14 protein-coding genes are annotated in these 15,600 nt (G+C 63.2%); all 14 read right to left on the bottom strand.

Annotation, left to right across the window (positions count from 1 at the left end; all coding sequences use genetic code 11):
- Window positions 1-13 precede the first annotated feature (13 nt).
- Window positions 14-958, bottom strand: coding sequence for a protein translocase subunit SecF (gene secF / locus AAA969_RS03535; protein ID WP_338243705.1), 945 nt, complete (start codon window positions 956-958; stop codon window positions 14-16).
- 15 nt (window positions 959-973) lie between these two features.
- Entirely contained in the window at window positions 974-2,629 is a 1,656-nt protein-coding gene (gene secD / locus AAA969_RS03530; RefSeq protein ID WP_338243702.1) for a protein translocase subunit SecD, read from the bottom strand.
- Window positions 2,630-2,679: 50 nt separating this feature from the next.
- A complete protein-coding gene (gene yajC / locus AAA969_RS03525; RefSeq protein ID WP_338243700.1) occupies window positions 2,680-3,009 on the bottom strand; it encodes a preprotein translocase subunit YajC in 330 nt (109 codons plus the stop codon).
- Between the two features lie 173 nt (window positions 3,010-3,182).
- The gene (locus AAA969_RS03520; protein ID WP_338243698.1) at window positions 3,183-4,118 is read right to left on the bottom strand and encodes a M23 family metallopeptidase; all 936 of its coding nucleotides are present in this window, start codon (window positions 4,116-4,118) and stop codon (window positions 3,183-3,185) included.
- 148 nt (window positions 4,119-4,266) lie between these two features.
- Window positions 4,267-4,656, bottom strand: a complete 390-nt coding sequence (locus tag AAA969_RS03515) for a hypothetical protein (RefSeq protein ID WP_338243696.1) — start codon at window positions 4,654-4,656, stop codon at window positions 4,267-4,269.
- Between the two features lie 31 nt (window positions 4,657-4,687).
- Complete coding sequence (locus tag AAA969_RS03510) at window positions 4,688-5,329, bottom strand: protein-L-isoaspartate(D-aspartate) O-methyltransferase (RefSeq protein ID WP_338243694.1); 642 nt, start codon at window positions 5,327-5,329, stop codon at window positions 4,688-4,690.
- Between the two features lie 45 nt (window positions 5,330-5,374).
- Window positions 5,375-6,169, bottom strand: a complete 795-nt coding sequence (surE, locus tag AAA969_RS03505) for a 5'/3'-nucleotidase SurE (protein WP_338243692.1) — start codon at window positions 6,167-6,169, stop codon at window positions 5,375-5,377.
- A 161-nt stretch (window positions 6,170-6,330) separates the two neighbouring features.
- Window positions 6,331-10,728, bottom strand: coding sequence for a tandem-95 repeat protein (locus AAA969_RS03500; protein ID WP_338243690.1), 4,398 nt, complete (start codon window positions 10,726-10,728; stop codon window positions 6,331-6,333).
- A 262-nt stretch (window positions 10,729-10,990) separates the two neighbouring features.
- Window positions 10,991-12,268: a serine--tRNA ligase gene (gene serS, locus AAA969_RS03495; RefSeq protein ID WP_338243688.1), complete on the bottom strand. Its 1,278-nt coding sequence runs from the start codon at window positions 12,266-12,268 to the stop codon at window positions 10,991-10,993.
- Between the two features lie 70 nt (window positions 12,269-12,338).
- Window positions 12,339-13,157, bottom strand: coding sequence for a twin-arginine translocase subunit TatC (gene tatC / locus AAA969_RS03490; RefSeq protein WP_338243686.1), 819 nt, complete (start codon window positions 13,155-13,157; stop codon window positions 12,339-12,341).
- A 5-nt stretch (window positions 13,158-13,162) separates the two neighbouring features.
- Window positions 13,163-13,630, bottom strand: a complete 468-nt coding sequence (tatB, locus tag AAA969_RS03485) for a Sec-independent protein translocase protein TatB (protein ID WP_338243684.1) — start codon at window positions 13,628-13,630, stop codon at window positions 13,163-13,165.
- A gap of 3 nt (window positions 13,631-13,633) precedes the next feature.
- Window positions 13,634-13,858 (bottom strand): twin-arginine translocase TatA/TatE family subunit, encoded by a 225-nt coding sequence (locus AAA969_RS03480; protein WP_338243682.1) that lies wholly within the window; start codon window positions 13,856-13,858, stop codon window positions 13,634-13,636.
- 115 nt (window positions 13,859-13,973) lie between these two features.
- Window positions 13,974-14,783, bottom strand: coding sequence for an SMC-Scp complex subunit ScpB (scpB, locus tag AAA969_RS03475; RefSeq protein WP_338243680.1), 810 nt, complete (start codon window positions 14,781-14,783; stop codon window positions 13,974-13,976).
- Window positions 14,773-15,591: a segregation and condensation protein A gene (locus AAA969_RS03470; protein WP_338243679.1), complete on the bottom strand. Its 819-nt coding sequence runs from the start codon at window positions 15,589-15,591 to the stop codon at window positions 14,773-14,775. The genes scpB and AAA969_RS03470 overlap by 11 nt, the downstream gene beginning before the upstream one ends.
- Window positions 15,592-15,600 lie beyond the last annotated feature (9 nt).

Below are 15,600 nucleotides of genomic sequence, written 5' to 3'. Positions count from 1 at the left end.
GGGCTATCCCCGCTCAGCTCTCATTGCTTTCACGCTGGACATTGGTGAAGAGCAGGATCGGCGCAGCGACGAAGATCGACGAGAAGGTCCCGATCAGGACGCCCCAGATCATCGCGAAGGCAAAGCCCTTCAGGGCGGTGCCGCCGATGAGGTAGAGCGAGATCAGCGCCACCAGCGTCGTCACCGAGGTCAGGATGGTGCGCGACAGCGTGTCATTGATCGACAGGTTGAGCACTTCGGCCAGCGGCATGCGCTTGTACTTGCGCAGGTTCTCGCGGATCCGGTCATAAACCACGACGGTGTCGTTCATCGAGTAACCGACAATGGTCAGGATCGCGGCAACGGTCGCCAGGTCGAACGTCATCTGGGTCAGCGAGAACATGCCGACGGTGGCGATGACATCGTGCGTCAGGGCGACAATGGCGCCGACCGAGTATTGCCACTCGAAGCGGAACCAGATGTAGACCAGCATCAGGAAGAGCGCGACACCGATGGCGGTGAAGCCGGTGATGATCAGCTCACCGGACACCGCGCCGCCGATCACGGTCGTGCCACGCAATTCGATATCCGGGAAACTCGTCTGGAGCGCCTCCTCAAGTGAAATGCGGGCCGCATTCTGGGCCGCCTCACCCTCAAGCCCCTCGCCGGCCTGCAGCGGCAGGGAGATGAGATAGGTCGTATGACTGTCGTCGGCGGCACCGGCACCCTGGACGCGCGCCTCGCCGAGATCGAGCGCATTGGCGGCCGTCCGCAATTCCTCGATCGAGGTTGTGTTCGGGGCTTCGACTTCGGTCTGGATACCACCGCGGAAGTCGATGCCGAAATTGATCCCGACGGTCGCGAACTCGATCATCGAAAAGACGATGAAGAAGGCGGAGATCGCCAGGGCGATGAAACGGATCCGGATGAAGGGAACCTTCGAGCCGGTCGGCAGGAATTTGACGAGTGCAAGGGACATGTCGGTTTCCTCCCCTTAAATCGGCAGCTTTTTGGGCTTGAAGGCCCGCAGCCAGAGAACCGCCAGCAGGCGGGAGATGACGAAGGCGGTGAAGACCGACGTGACAATGCCAATACCCAGCGTGACCGCGAAGCCGCGGACCGGTCCGGCGCCCAGCATGTACAGCACGGCGGCGGCGATGAAGGTCGTGATGTTGGCATCGAGGATCGCCGCCAGCGCTCGCTCATAGCCAGCCTGGATCGCCTGCACCGGGGTCCGGTTGTTGCGGACTTCCTCTCGGATCCGCTCATAGATCAGGACGTTGGCGTCAACTGCCATACCGATCGTCAGGATGATGCCGGCGATGCCCGGCAGCGTCAGCGTCATGCCCAATCCGGACAGGCCGCCCAGGATGAGCACGACATTGACCAGCAGGGCGGCGGTCGAGAACAGGCCGAAGATGCCGTACATGGCGACCATGAAGATGATCACGAGGGAGAAGCCGATGACCACGGCCAGCTCGCCGCTCTCGATCTGGTCACGACCCAGCGAGGCCGTGACGACGCGCTGTTCGACCGGGGTCAGCGAGGCCGGAAGCGCACCGGCATTGAGCAGAATGACCAGCTGGTTGGCCGATTCGTAGGTATAGCCCCCGCCGATCACGCCCGATCCGGAGAGGATCGGCTCGTTGATGGTCGGCGCCGTGATCACCTCGTCGTCCAGCACGATGGCAAAGCGGCGACCGCGATTGGTCCGGGTCAGCTCACCAAAAATCAGCGCACCCTGGGTGTCGAGACGGAAGCCGACGACCGGGCCGATATAGTTCGGGTGCGAGGTCACATAGGCGCTGTTGAGATTTTCACCGGTCAGGCGCTGACGGGTCTCGACCGCGACCCACTGGGTGCCGCCGGTATCGGCCATGGCATAGACGGTCACGCCGGGAGGGGTGCGCGCCTGCCCGCTGGGACCCGGATCGACATTCTCGTCGACCATGTGAAAGCTCATCGCGGCCTGGGTGCCGACGAGGTCGATGATTTCCTGCGGGTTGTCCGCACCCGGCACCTGGACCAGCACGCGGCGGTCACCCGAGCGCGCGATGGTCGGATCGGTGGTGCCGAGACCGTCGAGACGGCGACGGATCACGGTGATCGATTGCTCCAGCGTACGATTGCGGATCGCCTCGGTCTGCTGCGGCGTCACCGCGATACGGATCGCGGAGAGATCGGACGGATCAGCGTCGATCTCGTACATGTTCGCGAGGCCGACCTGACCGACGCCCGTCGTCACTGGAGAGTTCAGGCCCCGGATACGCTCCAGCGCCGTCTCGCGTTCCTCCGGGCGCACCATCAGCACCACGACTTCGTCACCGATCACGGCGACAGAGCGCGCCAACACGGGCGGTGACTCGCGCAGCGTCGTCCGGATGTCCGAGGCCAGCGCTTCGAGCTGTGCGTCACGGACCTCGTCCATGTCGACCTCGAAGACGATGTGCGAACCGCCCTGCAGGTCGAGACCAAGATTGATCGTCCCCGATGGAATATAGCGCCAGATGCCTTTGGGCGTTGCGGTGCCATCCGCCTCGTTGATCGTGAACCGGTCGGTTTCCGGCACGAAGTTGGGGATGGTGTACATCACGCCGAGCAGCGTGATGATTAGGATGGAAAGCAGTTTCCAACGCCCGAAGTGCAACATGGCAGCGCGGCCTCTTTGTCAGGGACGATCAGGGATAGCAGTCAATCGGATCAGCCGATTTCCTTGCTGTCCTTCTTGTCGTCTTTCTTGGCGTCATTGGCCGGCTTGGGAGCCGTGCGGCCCTTCACGTCAGCAATCGTGGCGCGAACGATACGGACCTTCACGCCCTCACCGATGTCGAGGGTGACTTCCTCGTCGGTGACCTTGGCGATCTTGCCGATCATGCCGCCCTGGGTAATGACTTCATCGCCGCGCTTGAGGCCGCCGATCAGTTCCTTGTGTTCCTTCATGCGCTTTTGCTGCGGACGAATGAGCAGGAAGTAGAAGACCAGGCCCATGAGAACGAGCATGGGAATCGGGGACTGAAGAAACTGTTCCATGAAGAGGCGCGCTCCGCGGCTGCTTGAGGGCGTATCACGCAACCTTGTTGCGAAAACGCCCGGAAATTCGAATGCGCGGGACTATATCGGGACGAGGCCCTGTTGCAACAAGGGTCGGCTGTTGGAACACGTGACAAAACGCGCCTCGAGCGGCCGTCTTGCGAGCGCCGGGCTCAGCGCAGATAGGACATCGGGTCGACCGGGTTCACCCCCGACCGGATCTCGAAATGCACCTGGGGGCGGTCGACCGTGCCGGTCGCACCGGCCTGGGCGATCACCTGGCCCCGGCTGACCTGGTCACCTTCACGGACCAGCAGACGGGAATTATGGGCATAGGCGGTCACATAGCCGCCGGAGTGACGCAGCAGGACAAGCTGCCCGTAGCCGGCCAGCTCACTGCCGGCATAGACCACCTGGCCAGGCGCTGCGGCCCGCACCTCGGCGCCGGACGGTGCCTCGATGTTGATACCGTCATTGCGTTCGCCATTGGGACGACGACCAAAGCTCGACAGCACCTGGCCGCGGATCGGCCAGTCAAAGCTGGGCGCGCCGGCTTCGGCCGGCGGCGGGCTGTAGCGATCGGTATTGGCCGACGGCGTGGTCGATGCCCGTGAGGAGCCACCGGACTGGCGACTGGCGACCTGGGCCCCGTTGGGCAGGCGGATTTGCTGACCGACCTCGATCTCATAGGGCGCGCCGATGCCGTTATGACTGGCGAGCTGCTGGAAGGGCACGCCATAGCGCAGACCGATTCGGTAGAGGTTTTCGCCACGCTGGACCACATGGACCGGCGGGCGCGGCATCGAGATGGTCTGCCCCACACGCAGGGTATAGGGCGCGCTAAGCCCGTTTGTACTGGCCAGGTCCGACATGCTGACGCCGCAGCGTTCGGCAATCTCGGACAGCGTATCATTGGTCCGCACCGTATAGCCGGAGCCACAATTGACCGCCGCGCGGCGCGGTGTCCGTGACGGGGATGACGATGTCGAAGAGCCGCCATTGCCAAAGCTGCGATAGTCGACCCGGGCCGGCTCACGCGGGTTGGACGCGCAAGCCGCAAGGCTCGCGCTGACCACCGCAACGAGGCAGATCAGGGACATTCGACGCATTTCGGGCTCGACCTCCGACAGGAATAGCGCGACCATCAAGCCAGAGAAGGCTTAACCGGCGGTTATCCATGCACGGCACCAATGCCTCCATGATGGATTTTTAATCCGGATCGTGCGGGTCGGATAGCGCCGCCCCGGGATATCAATCTCAACCGGTGCCGCGACCGCTGATCTCGGCAAGGCACCAGCGCCGGGCCTCCTCAACCGAGTCGACCGGGCGGAACGTGCTGCTCCACTCCTCCACCAGCTCGCGGATCATGGCCTCGCGCTCCGCACTTTGAGACCCGGACGGCGCGATATAGGCAAAGGGACGCCCGTCCAGCGTCTCGAGGAAGTCCTCCCAGATCTCGCGTGAGATGCTTGGATTGGCCGGCACTTCGGCCGCCGAGGCATCAATGATGAGCGCCTTGAGCCGGCCGACCCGGATATCTTCGCGGGCCCGTTCCTCGGCAACGGCATGCTCCGTGCGGCTGGCCTGGCCAACCACGGTCACCTTGACGAGACCGCCTTCCCCCAGATCGTCGTATGCAATACCCATTCGCATACCCTAGCACAGCGCTGCGGCCGCACTAAAGGGCCCGCGCCTCGCCCTTCACCAGCGGGACAAAGCGAACATCCATGATGTCGGTCTCGGTGATGGTGTCGCCCTCACGGACATAGCGGACCAGGACCTGGCGGGTATCGCGATCAACCGGCGCAACGGCGATACCGCCATCCTTGAGTTGGTCGAGAATGGCATCCGGCCGACTTGGCGCCGAGGCCGTCAGGATGATGCGGTCAAACGGGGCCTGCTCGGGCCAGCCCAGCGTGCCATCGCCAATCCGCGTGACAATATTGGTCAGGCGCAGATCATGGAAACGGGCTTCGGCTTCGCGTGCCAGGGTCCGATAACGTTCAACCGAGTAGACCCGGCGCGCCAGGCGCGCGAGCACGGCGGCCTGATAGCCCGAGCCGGTCCCGATCTCGAGCACCTTGCAGCGATCGTCGAGCTTCAGCGCCTGGGTCATCAGGGCAACGATCAGCGGCTGGGAAATGGTCTGCCCGCAGTCAATCGGCAAGGCGCGATCATCATAAGCCTGGTCACCGAAGCGCTGCGGCAAAAAGAGGTGGCGCGGGGTACGCTCCAGCGCCCCCATCACCTTGGCATCCGTGACGCCACCGCCACGCAGGCTCATCACCAGCTGGATCATGCGGGGATCGGGCAATTGCATGCGCGGCAGCCTTCCTGGCGTATCGGGTTCTCGATCCGGACCGGATCAGGATTTGGGCGGAACACCACCCAGCATGCGTTTCAGGTTACCGAGCGTCTCGCCGTGTGTCAGGTCCATGTGCAAGGGCGTCACGGAGATCTTGCCATCATAGATGGCCCGCAGGTCGACGCCGTCCGGCGGATTGGACAACAGACCCTTGAAGGCCAGCCAGTAATAATCCATGCCGCGCGGATCGGTCCGGTGTTCGGCGTGCAGGATGTGCTGGTCGCGGCGGCCCTGGCGGGTGACTTCAACCTCTTCGACCTCGTCCGGCTTGCGGTCCGGGAAGTTGATGTTGATCAACACGTCTTCCGGCCATTTCAGGTCGAACAGGCGGCGCAGGATCGGTGCCCCGTACATCTCGGCGGTTTCCCACTGGATCGGATCATCCTTCCCGAAGCCATAGGCCTGCGACAGCGCGACCGAGGGAATACCAAGCTGCATGCCCTGCATGGCACCGGCCACCGTACCGGAGAAGGTCACGTCCTCGGCGATGTTCTGGCCGCGATTGACGCCGGACAGGACGAGATCGGGCTGTTTACCCGGGATCAGGTCCTGCACGCCCATCAGCACACAGTCGGTCGGCGTGCCGGAGACCGACATGCGGCGCTCGTCGAAATGACGGACCCGCAGCGGGTCGTGCAGCGACAGGGAACGCCCGGCGCCGGACTGTTCCTCGGCCGGTGCGACGATCCACACATCGTCGGACAGCTGGCGCGCGATCTTCTCGAGCACCTTCAGCCCGTGGGCCCGGATGCCGTCATCATTGGTCAGGAGGATGCGGGGATTTTCAGGGATCATGATCAACCGGTGGCTTGCTGTGTTGGCGTTCGCCCGCTTCTAAAGCAATTCGGGCCAGCCGCCAGTCCCCCGGTGCGCTCACACATGTGACAGACAAGCGACAGGCGGCCCTTGGGGAGGGCCGCCTGTGCACGCGTCAGACCATTACAAAGCTGCGACGACTACCAACCTTCCGGCATGTCGGGCACAGGCAGTGCCAGGGCAGCGTCGTCCTGGGGCAGGCCGAAAGCATCCAGACCGGGCAAGTCGAAGGCTTCTGCCTGACCAGGCGTCGAGCGCACGCTCGCGAGTTCCATTCCGGCGTCGCCGGTTTCCGTGAGCGAGGCAAACTGCGCCGCGCCGCGGAAATTGGTGAGGTCGAAGACGCGGTCAAAGCTGAACTCCGCCACATCACCCGCCGTCATCACGGCGAGGCCGTCATCATGGGAGAGCTGCAGGAAACCGTCATCGGCATCCGTGTCCGCCACATCGTCGGCCACCGGCGTTTTGACCGGATCAATGGCCTCGGTCTTCGAGAAGACCTTGGCCATCATTGAGGCGCCTTCGTCGCGGCCTTCAACCTCGATCACCGCGATGGCGTCGGCGGTCGGCCCGGAGACCTCCACCGACCAGCTGTCGAGCGTCGAATTGCCGACCTGGTTGTCGACAAAGTTCAGCCCGTCAAAGCTGACGCTGACCTCGTGCGGCCCGTCAGGCGTCTCGACCGTGCCGGTCCAGCTGATCGTGGCATTGCTGATCGAGTTGGCGAAGCTGATCCACTGCCCCGTATTGGTCAGGCTGCCGAAATAGCCTTCGATATCGAACTCCGCCGGCGGAATGACCGTCGCCACACCATCCACATAAACGGAAGCCGAGATCCCGTAATCGGCATTATTCCCGTTGAAGTGGAAGACGACACCATTGGCCGGTTCGGCATAGGGTGCCGCCGAGTTTCCGGAACTGCGTGCCTCCTCGACTATCTGGCCGGTATCGAAATTGACCACGAACCAGCGGCCGGCATTACCGATTGTCGGAATGCTGTCCGATCCGCCGGTGATCACGGTATCGGCATTGGCCACGCCGTAATTGACCGTGATGGTTTCGGTCTCACCTGCGGCGAGGCCGCCGAATTGCGCCGGATCGATTACCAGCTCACCGGTCAGGGCATCCACCGTGAAAGCCACGGCCGCGCCGGACGCGGTGGTCGCCGTCACGCCGGTGACCGCCATGGAATCCCCTTCCGGGTCCAGCGCATGGGTGAGGAGATCAAGGCTGAGCGGGGCATCATCCTCGCTCGTCGTGGCCTCAAGCGTGGCGCTGACACTGGGCAGATCATCCGCCCCGGTGACCATCAGGCTGATCTGCGTGGTCGAGGTCGACGCCCCGTCGGACAGCTCGATGATGAAATTGACCATGACCAAGTCGCCGTCATCCAGATAGTCGAACACCGAAGCGTCCGCATCGAAGGACCAGGACAGAACCCCGTCGACAGCGTCGAGCGTCAGCAGGCTCGCAAGATCAACACCGGCGAGGCCGGCCCCGTTCCCGCGCACATCGATCGGTCCGACCGTGGCCGTATACGTGTCATTGGCATCGACATCGCTGTAGGACCACGTGCCGCTCTCACTCAGCACGGCCGCGTCATTCTCGCCGAACATCAGATTGGCGTTGTCATAGATCGTAACCGCGTCGTTGGCGCCATCGACCGTGATGGTCACGGTGCGCGGGGTGACGCCGCCCTGCCCGTCCTCGACATCATAGCTCAGGGTGATGGTTTCCGTCTCACCGGCCGAAAGGTCCTGGAAATTGCCCGGATAGATCGTGAACTGACCACTGCTTTCATCGAGATTGTAGACGAAGGACCGGTTCGGATTGGACGTTTCCATGACGACGTTGACCACCGACAGGTTGTCACCATCGGCGTCACTGGCGCCTTCCAGCAGGTCGACATAAACGAAGAAACTGTCCTCGCTCATCGACACGTCGAAGTCAGGCGCATCCGGGGCAGCATTCTGCGGCGTGATCGTGATGGTGACCGGCGCCGTCACACTGTCATGACCGTCGCTGATCTCGACCTCATAGGTCAGGGTCAGGCTGCCGGTGAGCTGGCTGAACAGGGCGGACTCGGCATCAAAGGACCAGGCAACAGACGGTCCGTCGCCGCTGGCGGCAAAGCTGAGCAGCCCGATGACATCGGCCTCCGTCAGGTCACCGACATCGCCCGACAGGGCCACGCCCAGCGTTGAGCCGGTATGGGTGTCGCTGGCATCGGGATCGGAGATGCCGATCACACCGCTGGCGGACAGTACACCGTCGCCCGCTGCTTCCGCATCGGCTTCGAGGTCCGAATTCCACGGCTCGAAATACGGCGCGTCATTCTGACCGATGACGGTGAACTGGAGCTCACGCGCCACGATACCGCCATCGCCGTCATCAAGATTGAACTGAATGGTCAGGATTTCGGTCTCGCCCTCGGCAAGGTCCTCATATTGGCCATAAGGGAAGGTGACGGTGCCCTCTTCCAGATTGACATTGGCCGTCACGACCCGGTCGGGATTGTCCGTGAAAGCGACCACATCGGTGACGACGACAGTGTCACTGTCCACATCCTCGACAGAGGCCAGAAGATTGACCCAGAGCGGCTCGCTCTCACCCAGTGAAATGGTGAAATCGACGAAGTTCGGCAGGTCATTCGTGCCCTCGATGGTGATCGAGACCTGGGTGGTGTCGCTGGCGCGACCGTCCGTGATCTCGACATCATAGGTCAGGGTGACGCTTTCGCCCTCCTGGAGATAATCGAACAGACCGCTGTCCGCGGTGAAGACCCAGCCCAGGGACCCGTCCTGGGCAAAATCGTCCAGGCGCAGAAGGCCATAAAGATTGTTCGGGTTGAGATCGCCGGCATTGCCGCTCAGCGTCAGTCCGGTGAAGCCACCCTGCTGCCAGTCATTGGCATCAAGATCTTCAAAGGCGATGGCTCCCGAAGTCGTCAGGATCGGCGCATCATTCTCGTCGAGCGTCGCTTCAAGGCTGGAATTCCACGGCTCGATGTACGGCGCGTCATTCTGACCGATGACGGTGAACTGGAGCTCACGCGCCACGATACCGCCATCGCCATCGTCAAGATTGAAGGTGATGGTCAGCGTCTCGGTCTGGCCTTCCGCCAGGTCTTCGAACTGACCCGACGGGAAGATCACCGTGCCCGCCGCCAGATCGACATTGGCCGTGATCGGCCGGTCGGGATTGCTGGAGAAGGCCACGACGTCCGTCGCCACCACGGTGTCACTGTCCACATCCTCGACAGAGGCCAGAAGATTGACCCAGAGCGGGCTGTCCTCACTCACCGAGGTGGTGAAGTCGACATAAGTCGGCAGGTCGTTCGTACCGACCACCGTGAAGGTCGCGGTATTGGTGGTCAGACCGCCCCGATTATCGCCCACGACATAGGAGATGGTGACCGTCTCGGTCTCACCCTCCTGCAGATCGGTGAACTGGTTCAGGTCGAGCTGGACGGCGTCATAATTGTTCGGGTCCAGACCCCAGACGATCGACCGGTCCGGATTGGACGAGGTCACCGACTGGATCTCCTCGATCCCGATCGTGTCGCCACTGTCCACATCGCTCGCCGTCGCCATCAGATCAACCGACAGAAGACCGCCATCCTCACTCACCAGACCGGCATCGATCGGTGTCACGATCGGCGCATCATTGCTGCCGGTGATCTGGACCGTCATCTCGCCAGTGCTGGTGTCGGTCCCGTCGCTCACGGTGTAGGAGAGCGTGAAGGTCACGACCTCGCCTTCCGCGAGGTTGTCGTAGGCCGCACCAGGATCGAGGGTGATCTCGCCGGTGGTCGGATCGAAGCTCATCATGCCCGCAAATTCGCCGGCATCGACGCTGACAAGCGTCAGCGTATCTCCGTCGAAATCAAACGCATGCACGAGGGCATTGATAGTCGCGGCGCCGTTTTCCTCAATGCCGACGCTGACGTCGGAATCCAGGAGCGGTCCGTTGTTGCGGCCATCGAGATAGACAGTTGCATCGTCGAAGCTGAGCACTTCGATCCCGCTGAGTGTGTCGGTACCGTCTTCGCCGCTCACCGTGACCGAACGTCGGCCCATCTCCACCGAGTAGTCGCGCACACTGCCTGACAGGATAACGGTGTTCTCGCCCGCGCCGCCGATGATGGTGTCATTGCCCGCACCACCATTGAAAACGTCATTTCCGGCACCGCCGATCAGGAGGTCATTGCCGGCGCCGCCATTGAGGATGTCATCGCCACGGCCGCCAATCAGCGTGTCGCTGCCCCGACCGCCATTGATCACATCATCGCCATTGCCGCCGAGTAGAAGGTCGCTGCCTCCACCCCCGGAAATCTGGTCATTGCCGTTTCCGCCAATGATCAGGTCACTGCCGCCCCGGCCATTGATCACATCATCGCGGCGCGAACCAATCAGAATGTCGCTGCGGTTCGACCCGTCAATCTCGCGTCCGGCCTGATCCTGGCCGACCGCCTTTCCGTTATTGCCGGAATTGCCGTTATTGCCGTTATTGCCGGATTTCGCGTTCTTCTTCGCCATGATGTTTCGCCGGTTGCCCGACGCCCCCAAATTACCTGATCCGCGATCACGGACTTTCGCCGGAAAGCTCAGCTAATCAGGGGTTAAAAACAATCGCCCATATGGGTGACTCCGAATTCGCGCAAGAGGCGAAACCGCCTTGCGTGACAGGCGATATTGCCCGCTCCGCACGCGACATGAAACGAAAAACCGCCCCGGCGCACATCGGCACGGGGCGGCTTTATCGTCCGGGGAAAGTCCGGGTGGGAGGCGGGCGGACGACCTAGACTGTCAGCGTCTCAACGCCGCCCATATAGGGCCGCAGCGCCGCCGGTATGGTGACCGAGCCGTCGGCATTCTGGTGGTTTTCCAGCACGGCGACGAGCGCCCGCCCGACGGCGACACCGGAGCCGTTGAGGGTATGCAGGAAGGCCGGACGCTTCTCGCCCTCCTTGCGGAAGCGGGCATCCATGCGGCGCGCCTGGAAGTCACCGCAGGTCGAGCAGGACGAAATCTCGCGATAGGTGTCCTGGCTCGGCATCCAGACTTCCAGGTCATAGGTGCGACGGGCCGCGAACCCCATATCACCGGTACACAGCTTCATCACCCGATAGGGCAGTTCGAGCCGCTGCAGCACGGTCTCGGCGCAGCCGGTCATGCGCTCCAGCTCGGCATCGCTGTCGTCCGGCGTGGTGATCGAGACCATTTCCACCTTCTGGAACTGGTGCAGGCGGATCATGCCACGCGTATCGCGACCGGCCGAGCCGGCCTCCGAGCGGAAGCAGGGCGTGTAGGCCGTCATGCGCATCGGCAGATCGGCCTCGGCATGGATCGTCTCACGCGCCAGGTTGGTCAGGGGAACCTCGGCGGTCGGGATCAGCCAGCGGTCATCGGTGGTGCGGAACAGGTCCTCGGCAAACTTTGGCAACTGCCCGGTGCCGAACATCGCCTCGTCGCGCACCAGATACGGCGGACTGACCTCTTCATAACCGTGCTCGGTGGTGTGCAGGTCGAGCATGAACTGGGCCAGTGCCCGCTCCATGCGGGCCAGACCACCGCGCAGGGCAACAAAGCGCGAGCCGGAGATCTCGGCCGCCGTCCTGAAGTCCATCTGGCCGAGCCCCTCACCCAGATCGACATGATCCTTGGGCTTGAATGCCATCGCCCGCGGGTCGCCCCAGCGGCGCACTTCCTCGTTGTCGGCTTCGTCGGCGCCCTGCGGCACGTCGTCATGCGGCAGGTTCGGCAGGGCGGCGAGGTGCTGGTTCAGGACCTCGTCGAAATGACGCGATTGCTGACCGGATTCCTCGAGCACGTCTTTCAGGCGATCCACCTCGCTGCGCAGACGGTTGAACTCGGCCTCGTCACCGCTCGCCTTAGCCTTGCCGATCTGCTTGGACAGGGCATTGCGCTCGGTCTCGGCATCCTGCTGCCGACCCAGCGCTTCGCGGCGGGAAGCGTCAAGCTCGATCAGGGTCGCGGATTGCGGCGCCAGACCACGCTTGGCGAGGCCAGCGTCGAAAGCGTCGGGATTGTCGCGGATGAGCTTGATATCGTGCATGGGACTGTTCCGGCTGGAATGAAAGAACGAGGCAGGGCTATAGCCCCGCCCGCTCGCCCCGTAAACCGGATCAGTCCTCTTCGTCCGCCTCGTCCCGCTCGCCCGGATGCATCAGATGCATGCCTCCGATGGAGATGAAGTAGAGCAGGAGCAAGGCGCCGCCGAGCATGATCTGCGAGATCGGGTCGGGCGGCGTGGCAAAGGCGGCAAACAGGGCGATGCCGACCACGGCGAAGCGCCAGCCCTTGAGCAGGGTCTTGGCCTTGAGGATGCCCGCCTTGGCAAGCAGCATCAGGAAGACCGGCATCTGGAAGGAAATACCGAAGACCAGCATCAGCGTGGTGATCAGATTCATGTAGTCGGACACGTTGAGCAACAGCTCGATCCGCGTGCCGACCAGCTCGGCCGATTGTTCCTGGCCGAGGGAGAAGCGCATCACCATCGGCAGGACGAAGAAGTAGACGAAGCTCACGCCGAGGCCGAACAGCACCGGCGACATCGCCAGGAAGGGTGCGAAAGCGCCGCGCTCATTCTTGTAAAGGCCCGGCGCAACAAAACCGTAGATCTGCCAGGCAATGACCGGGAAGGTGATGATGATCGCACCGACCAGGGCCAGTTTCAGCCTGACGAAGAAGAATTCCAGCGGCGCAAAGAAGTTCGCCGTCAGGTCAAGTTCCTCGATCGGCACGCCGCGCACGACCGAGGCCGCATCGCGGTAGGGCAGCAAAAGCCACTGATAGAGGGTCTCGGAAAAGAAGAAGCAGACCATGAAGCCCACGAGCAGGAAGCCCATGATCACCACGAGGCGCGACCGCAGCTCGATCAGGTGATCGATCAACGGCGCACGGCTCGCCTCGACTTCGTCGTTGTCATGCTCGATCTCGGCCATGCCGATCAGCGCCCCTTGATCTCGTCGACCGGCTTGGTCGGCGCCGCCGGCTCGCGGGTCACCGGTTCTGAGGCCGCATCCGATGCCGCGTCGGGCGCATCCGACGGCGTGCCTTCGGCCAGCTTGGCCGCCTTGGCCTGCTCGGCTGCCGCGCGGTCCTTGTCGACCTGCTTCAGCTTGAGCTGGCGAATATCATCGTCCTGGAGGTCGCGCGCGGCCTTGTCGAACTCGCCGCGGAGATTATTGACCGGATTGGCTTCCTTGAGCGCCTCGATCTCGCGACGCAGCTCGGACAGCTCGGTCTCGCGACCGATCTCCTCGAAGCTGTTCTGGAAATCCTTCGCCATGGCACGGGCCTGGGCCATCATCTGACCGACCTTGCGCATCATGACAGGCAATTGCTGCGGGCCGACCACGACAAGAGCGAGGACGAGCACGACCAGCAATTCCGGCATGCCGATGCCGGGGCTCATCGCCTAGCTCCCGGTCTTTTCGTCTTCGCGGGTCTCGGTGTTCAGCGAGCCGGCCGGCTGGTCTGATGCCGCAGTCTCGCCCTCACCGTCATCATCCTTGAGCCCCTTGCGGAAGCTGGTGATGCCCTTGGCGAAGTCGCCCATGACCGACGCGATTTTCCCGCGGCCGCCAAACAGCAGCACTGCGAGAAGCACAACGAGAAGAATTTGCCACATGCCGGGAGCCATTTGCCCCTCCGTCTGAACCAAGCCAATTGGGTCTACTGCACTTGCCCCGCCCCGTCCAACCTGTCGATCAGGCCGCGAGACAATTCATCGCAGCCCCGGGTGACGGGAACCGCTGTCAGGCCGCGCCGTCCGGTTCGTCATCGCCATCCATGAAATCGACATGGAAGGCGTGCGCCTCATCATCGCTGAGCGGGTCTTCCAGCAGGTCGGGTTCGACACTGCGGGTCGGGTCCGGGACCGAGAAATCCGGCGGCAGGCGCGCGTCGAGCAGACCGGCGGCCTTGAGGTCGGACATGCCCGGCAGATCGCCGATCGACTGGAGGGAAAAATATTCGAGAAAGGCCTGGGTGGTGCCGTAGGTCACCGGGCGACCCGGCGTGCGGCGACGGCCGCGCGGGCGGACCCAGCGCAGTTCGAACAACAGATCCAGCGTTCCGCGCGACACCGCGACGCCGCGAATCTCTTCGATCTCGGCCCGCGTGACCGGCTGGTGGTAGGCGATGATGGACAGGGTCTCGAGCGCAGCCTGGGACAGTTTGCGCGGCTCCTGTTTGACCTCGACCAGCACGTCGGCGAGGTCCGGGGCCGTCTCGAAACGCCAGCGCCCGCCGACTTCGGTCAGGCGAACCCCGCGCTCGGCATACTCCTCACGCAGCCTTTCCAGGAGCGCCTGGATATTGGCTTCCAGCGGCAAGCGTCCGATCAAGGTTTCCTCGTCCAGCGGTTCGGCTGCCGCGAACAGCAAGGCTTCCAGGACACGCAGATTGCGGCGTTCCGTATTGATCGCGAGATGAACGCCCAGCGCCTCGGAGGCCTCGACATCGGCGCTCAGGCTCGGCCCCTGATGGGCAGCGCGCTCGCGCAGCGCCGAGATGGCACTGGAGATCGCGTCGGTCGGCTCTTCCGTCGTCGTATCATCCGTCATCGTGTGCGCCCTCTTCCCCCGACAGCGCCTTCACATAGAGCGGCGCATAAGCTTCTTGCTGTCGCAATCGTGCATGGCCCTCCTTGGTGATTTCAAGCGCTGCCAGCATGGAGCTGGCCCGCACCGACCGCATCGGAGGTGGATTGGCGCCCAGCTCCCCGGCTCCGGGCAGAAGGCTATCCAGTTGTCGCCATTCACTGATTTGCGGCATCAGCGATTCAAGCCGATCCCTTGCAGTTTCCAGACCATAAACGCGCGGCGTCGGCGGTCGATAGACCGAACGCGCCTGCTTCACGCGGCGGCTGGCATAGGCCGAAAGCAGGTCATGCATGTCGGCCTCATAGACCATGGAGCGGGTCGCCCTCACCCCCTCCGGCATGCCGCGCGCCATGACATCGCTGCCCAGCAAGGGGCGAGCGAACAAGGCTTCACCGGCCGCCCGCATCGCCTCCAGACGACGCAGCCGGAAGGCCAGCGCTGCGGCCAGAACCTCGGCCGGCTGGTCCTCCTCCTCCTTGGGCGGCTTGGGCAGCAGGAGTTTCGACTTGAGATAGGCCAGCCAGGCCGCCATCACTAGATAATCCGCGGCCAGATCGAGACGCTTCTGCCGGGCCGCCTCCATGAAGCGCAGATACTGGTCGGCGAGATCGAGTATGGAGATCCTGGCGAGATCGATCTTGCGCTTGCGGGCCAGCGCGAGGAGGAGGTGAAGCGGTCCCTCGAATCCATCGAGATCAACGACGAGCGCATCGGTCTCGGCATTCTCGGCGGCTTCAAACCGGACGTCTTCCTCGAATTCCTCGCTCACGACGCTCCC

Origin of the sequence: Maricaulis maris, assembly GCF_036322705.1 — a bacterium.
Classification (GTDB): Bacteria; Pseudomonadota; Alphaproteobacteria; order Caulobacterales; family Maricaulaceae; genus Maricaulis; species Maricaulis maris_B.
Note: the sequence above shows the minus strand (reverse complement) of the source record. Positions and strands in the feature narration are given on the sequence as shown.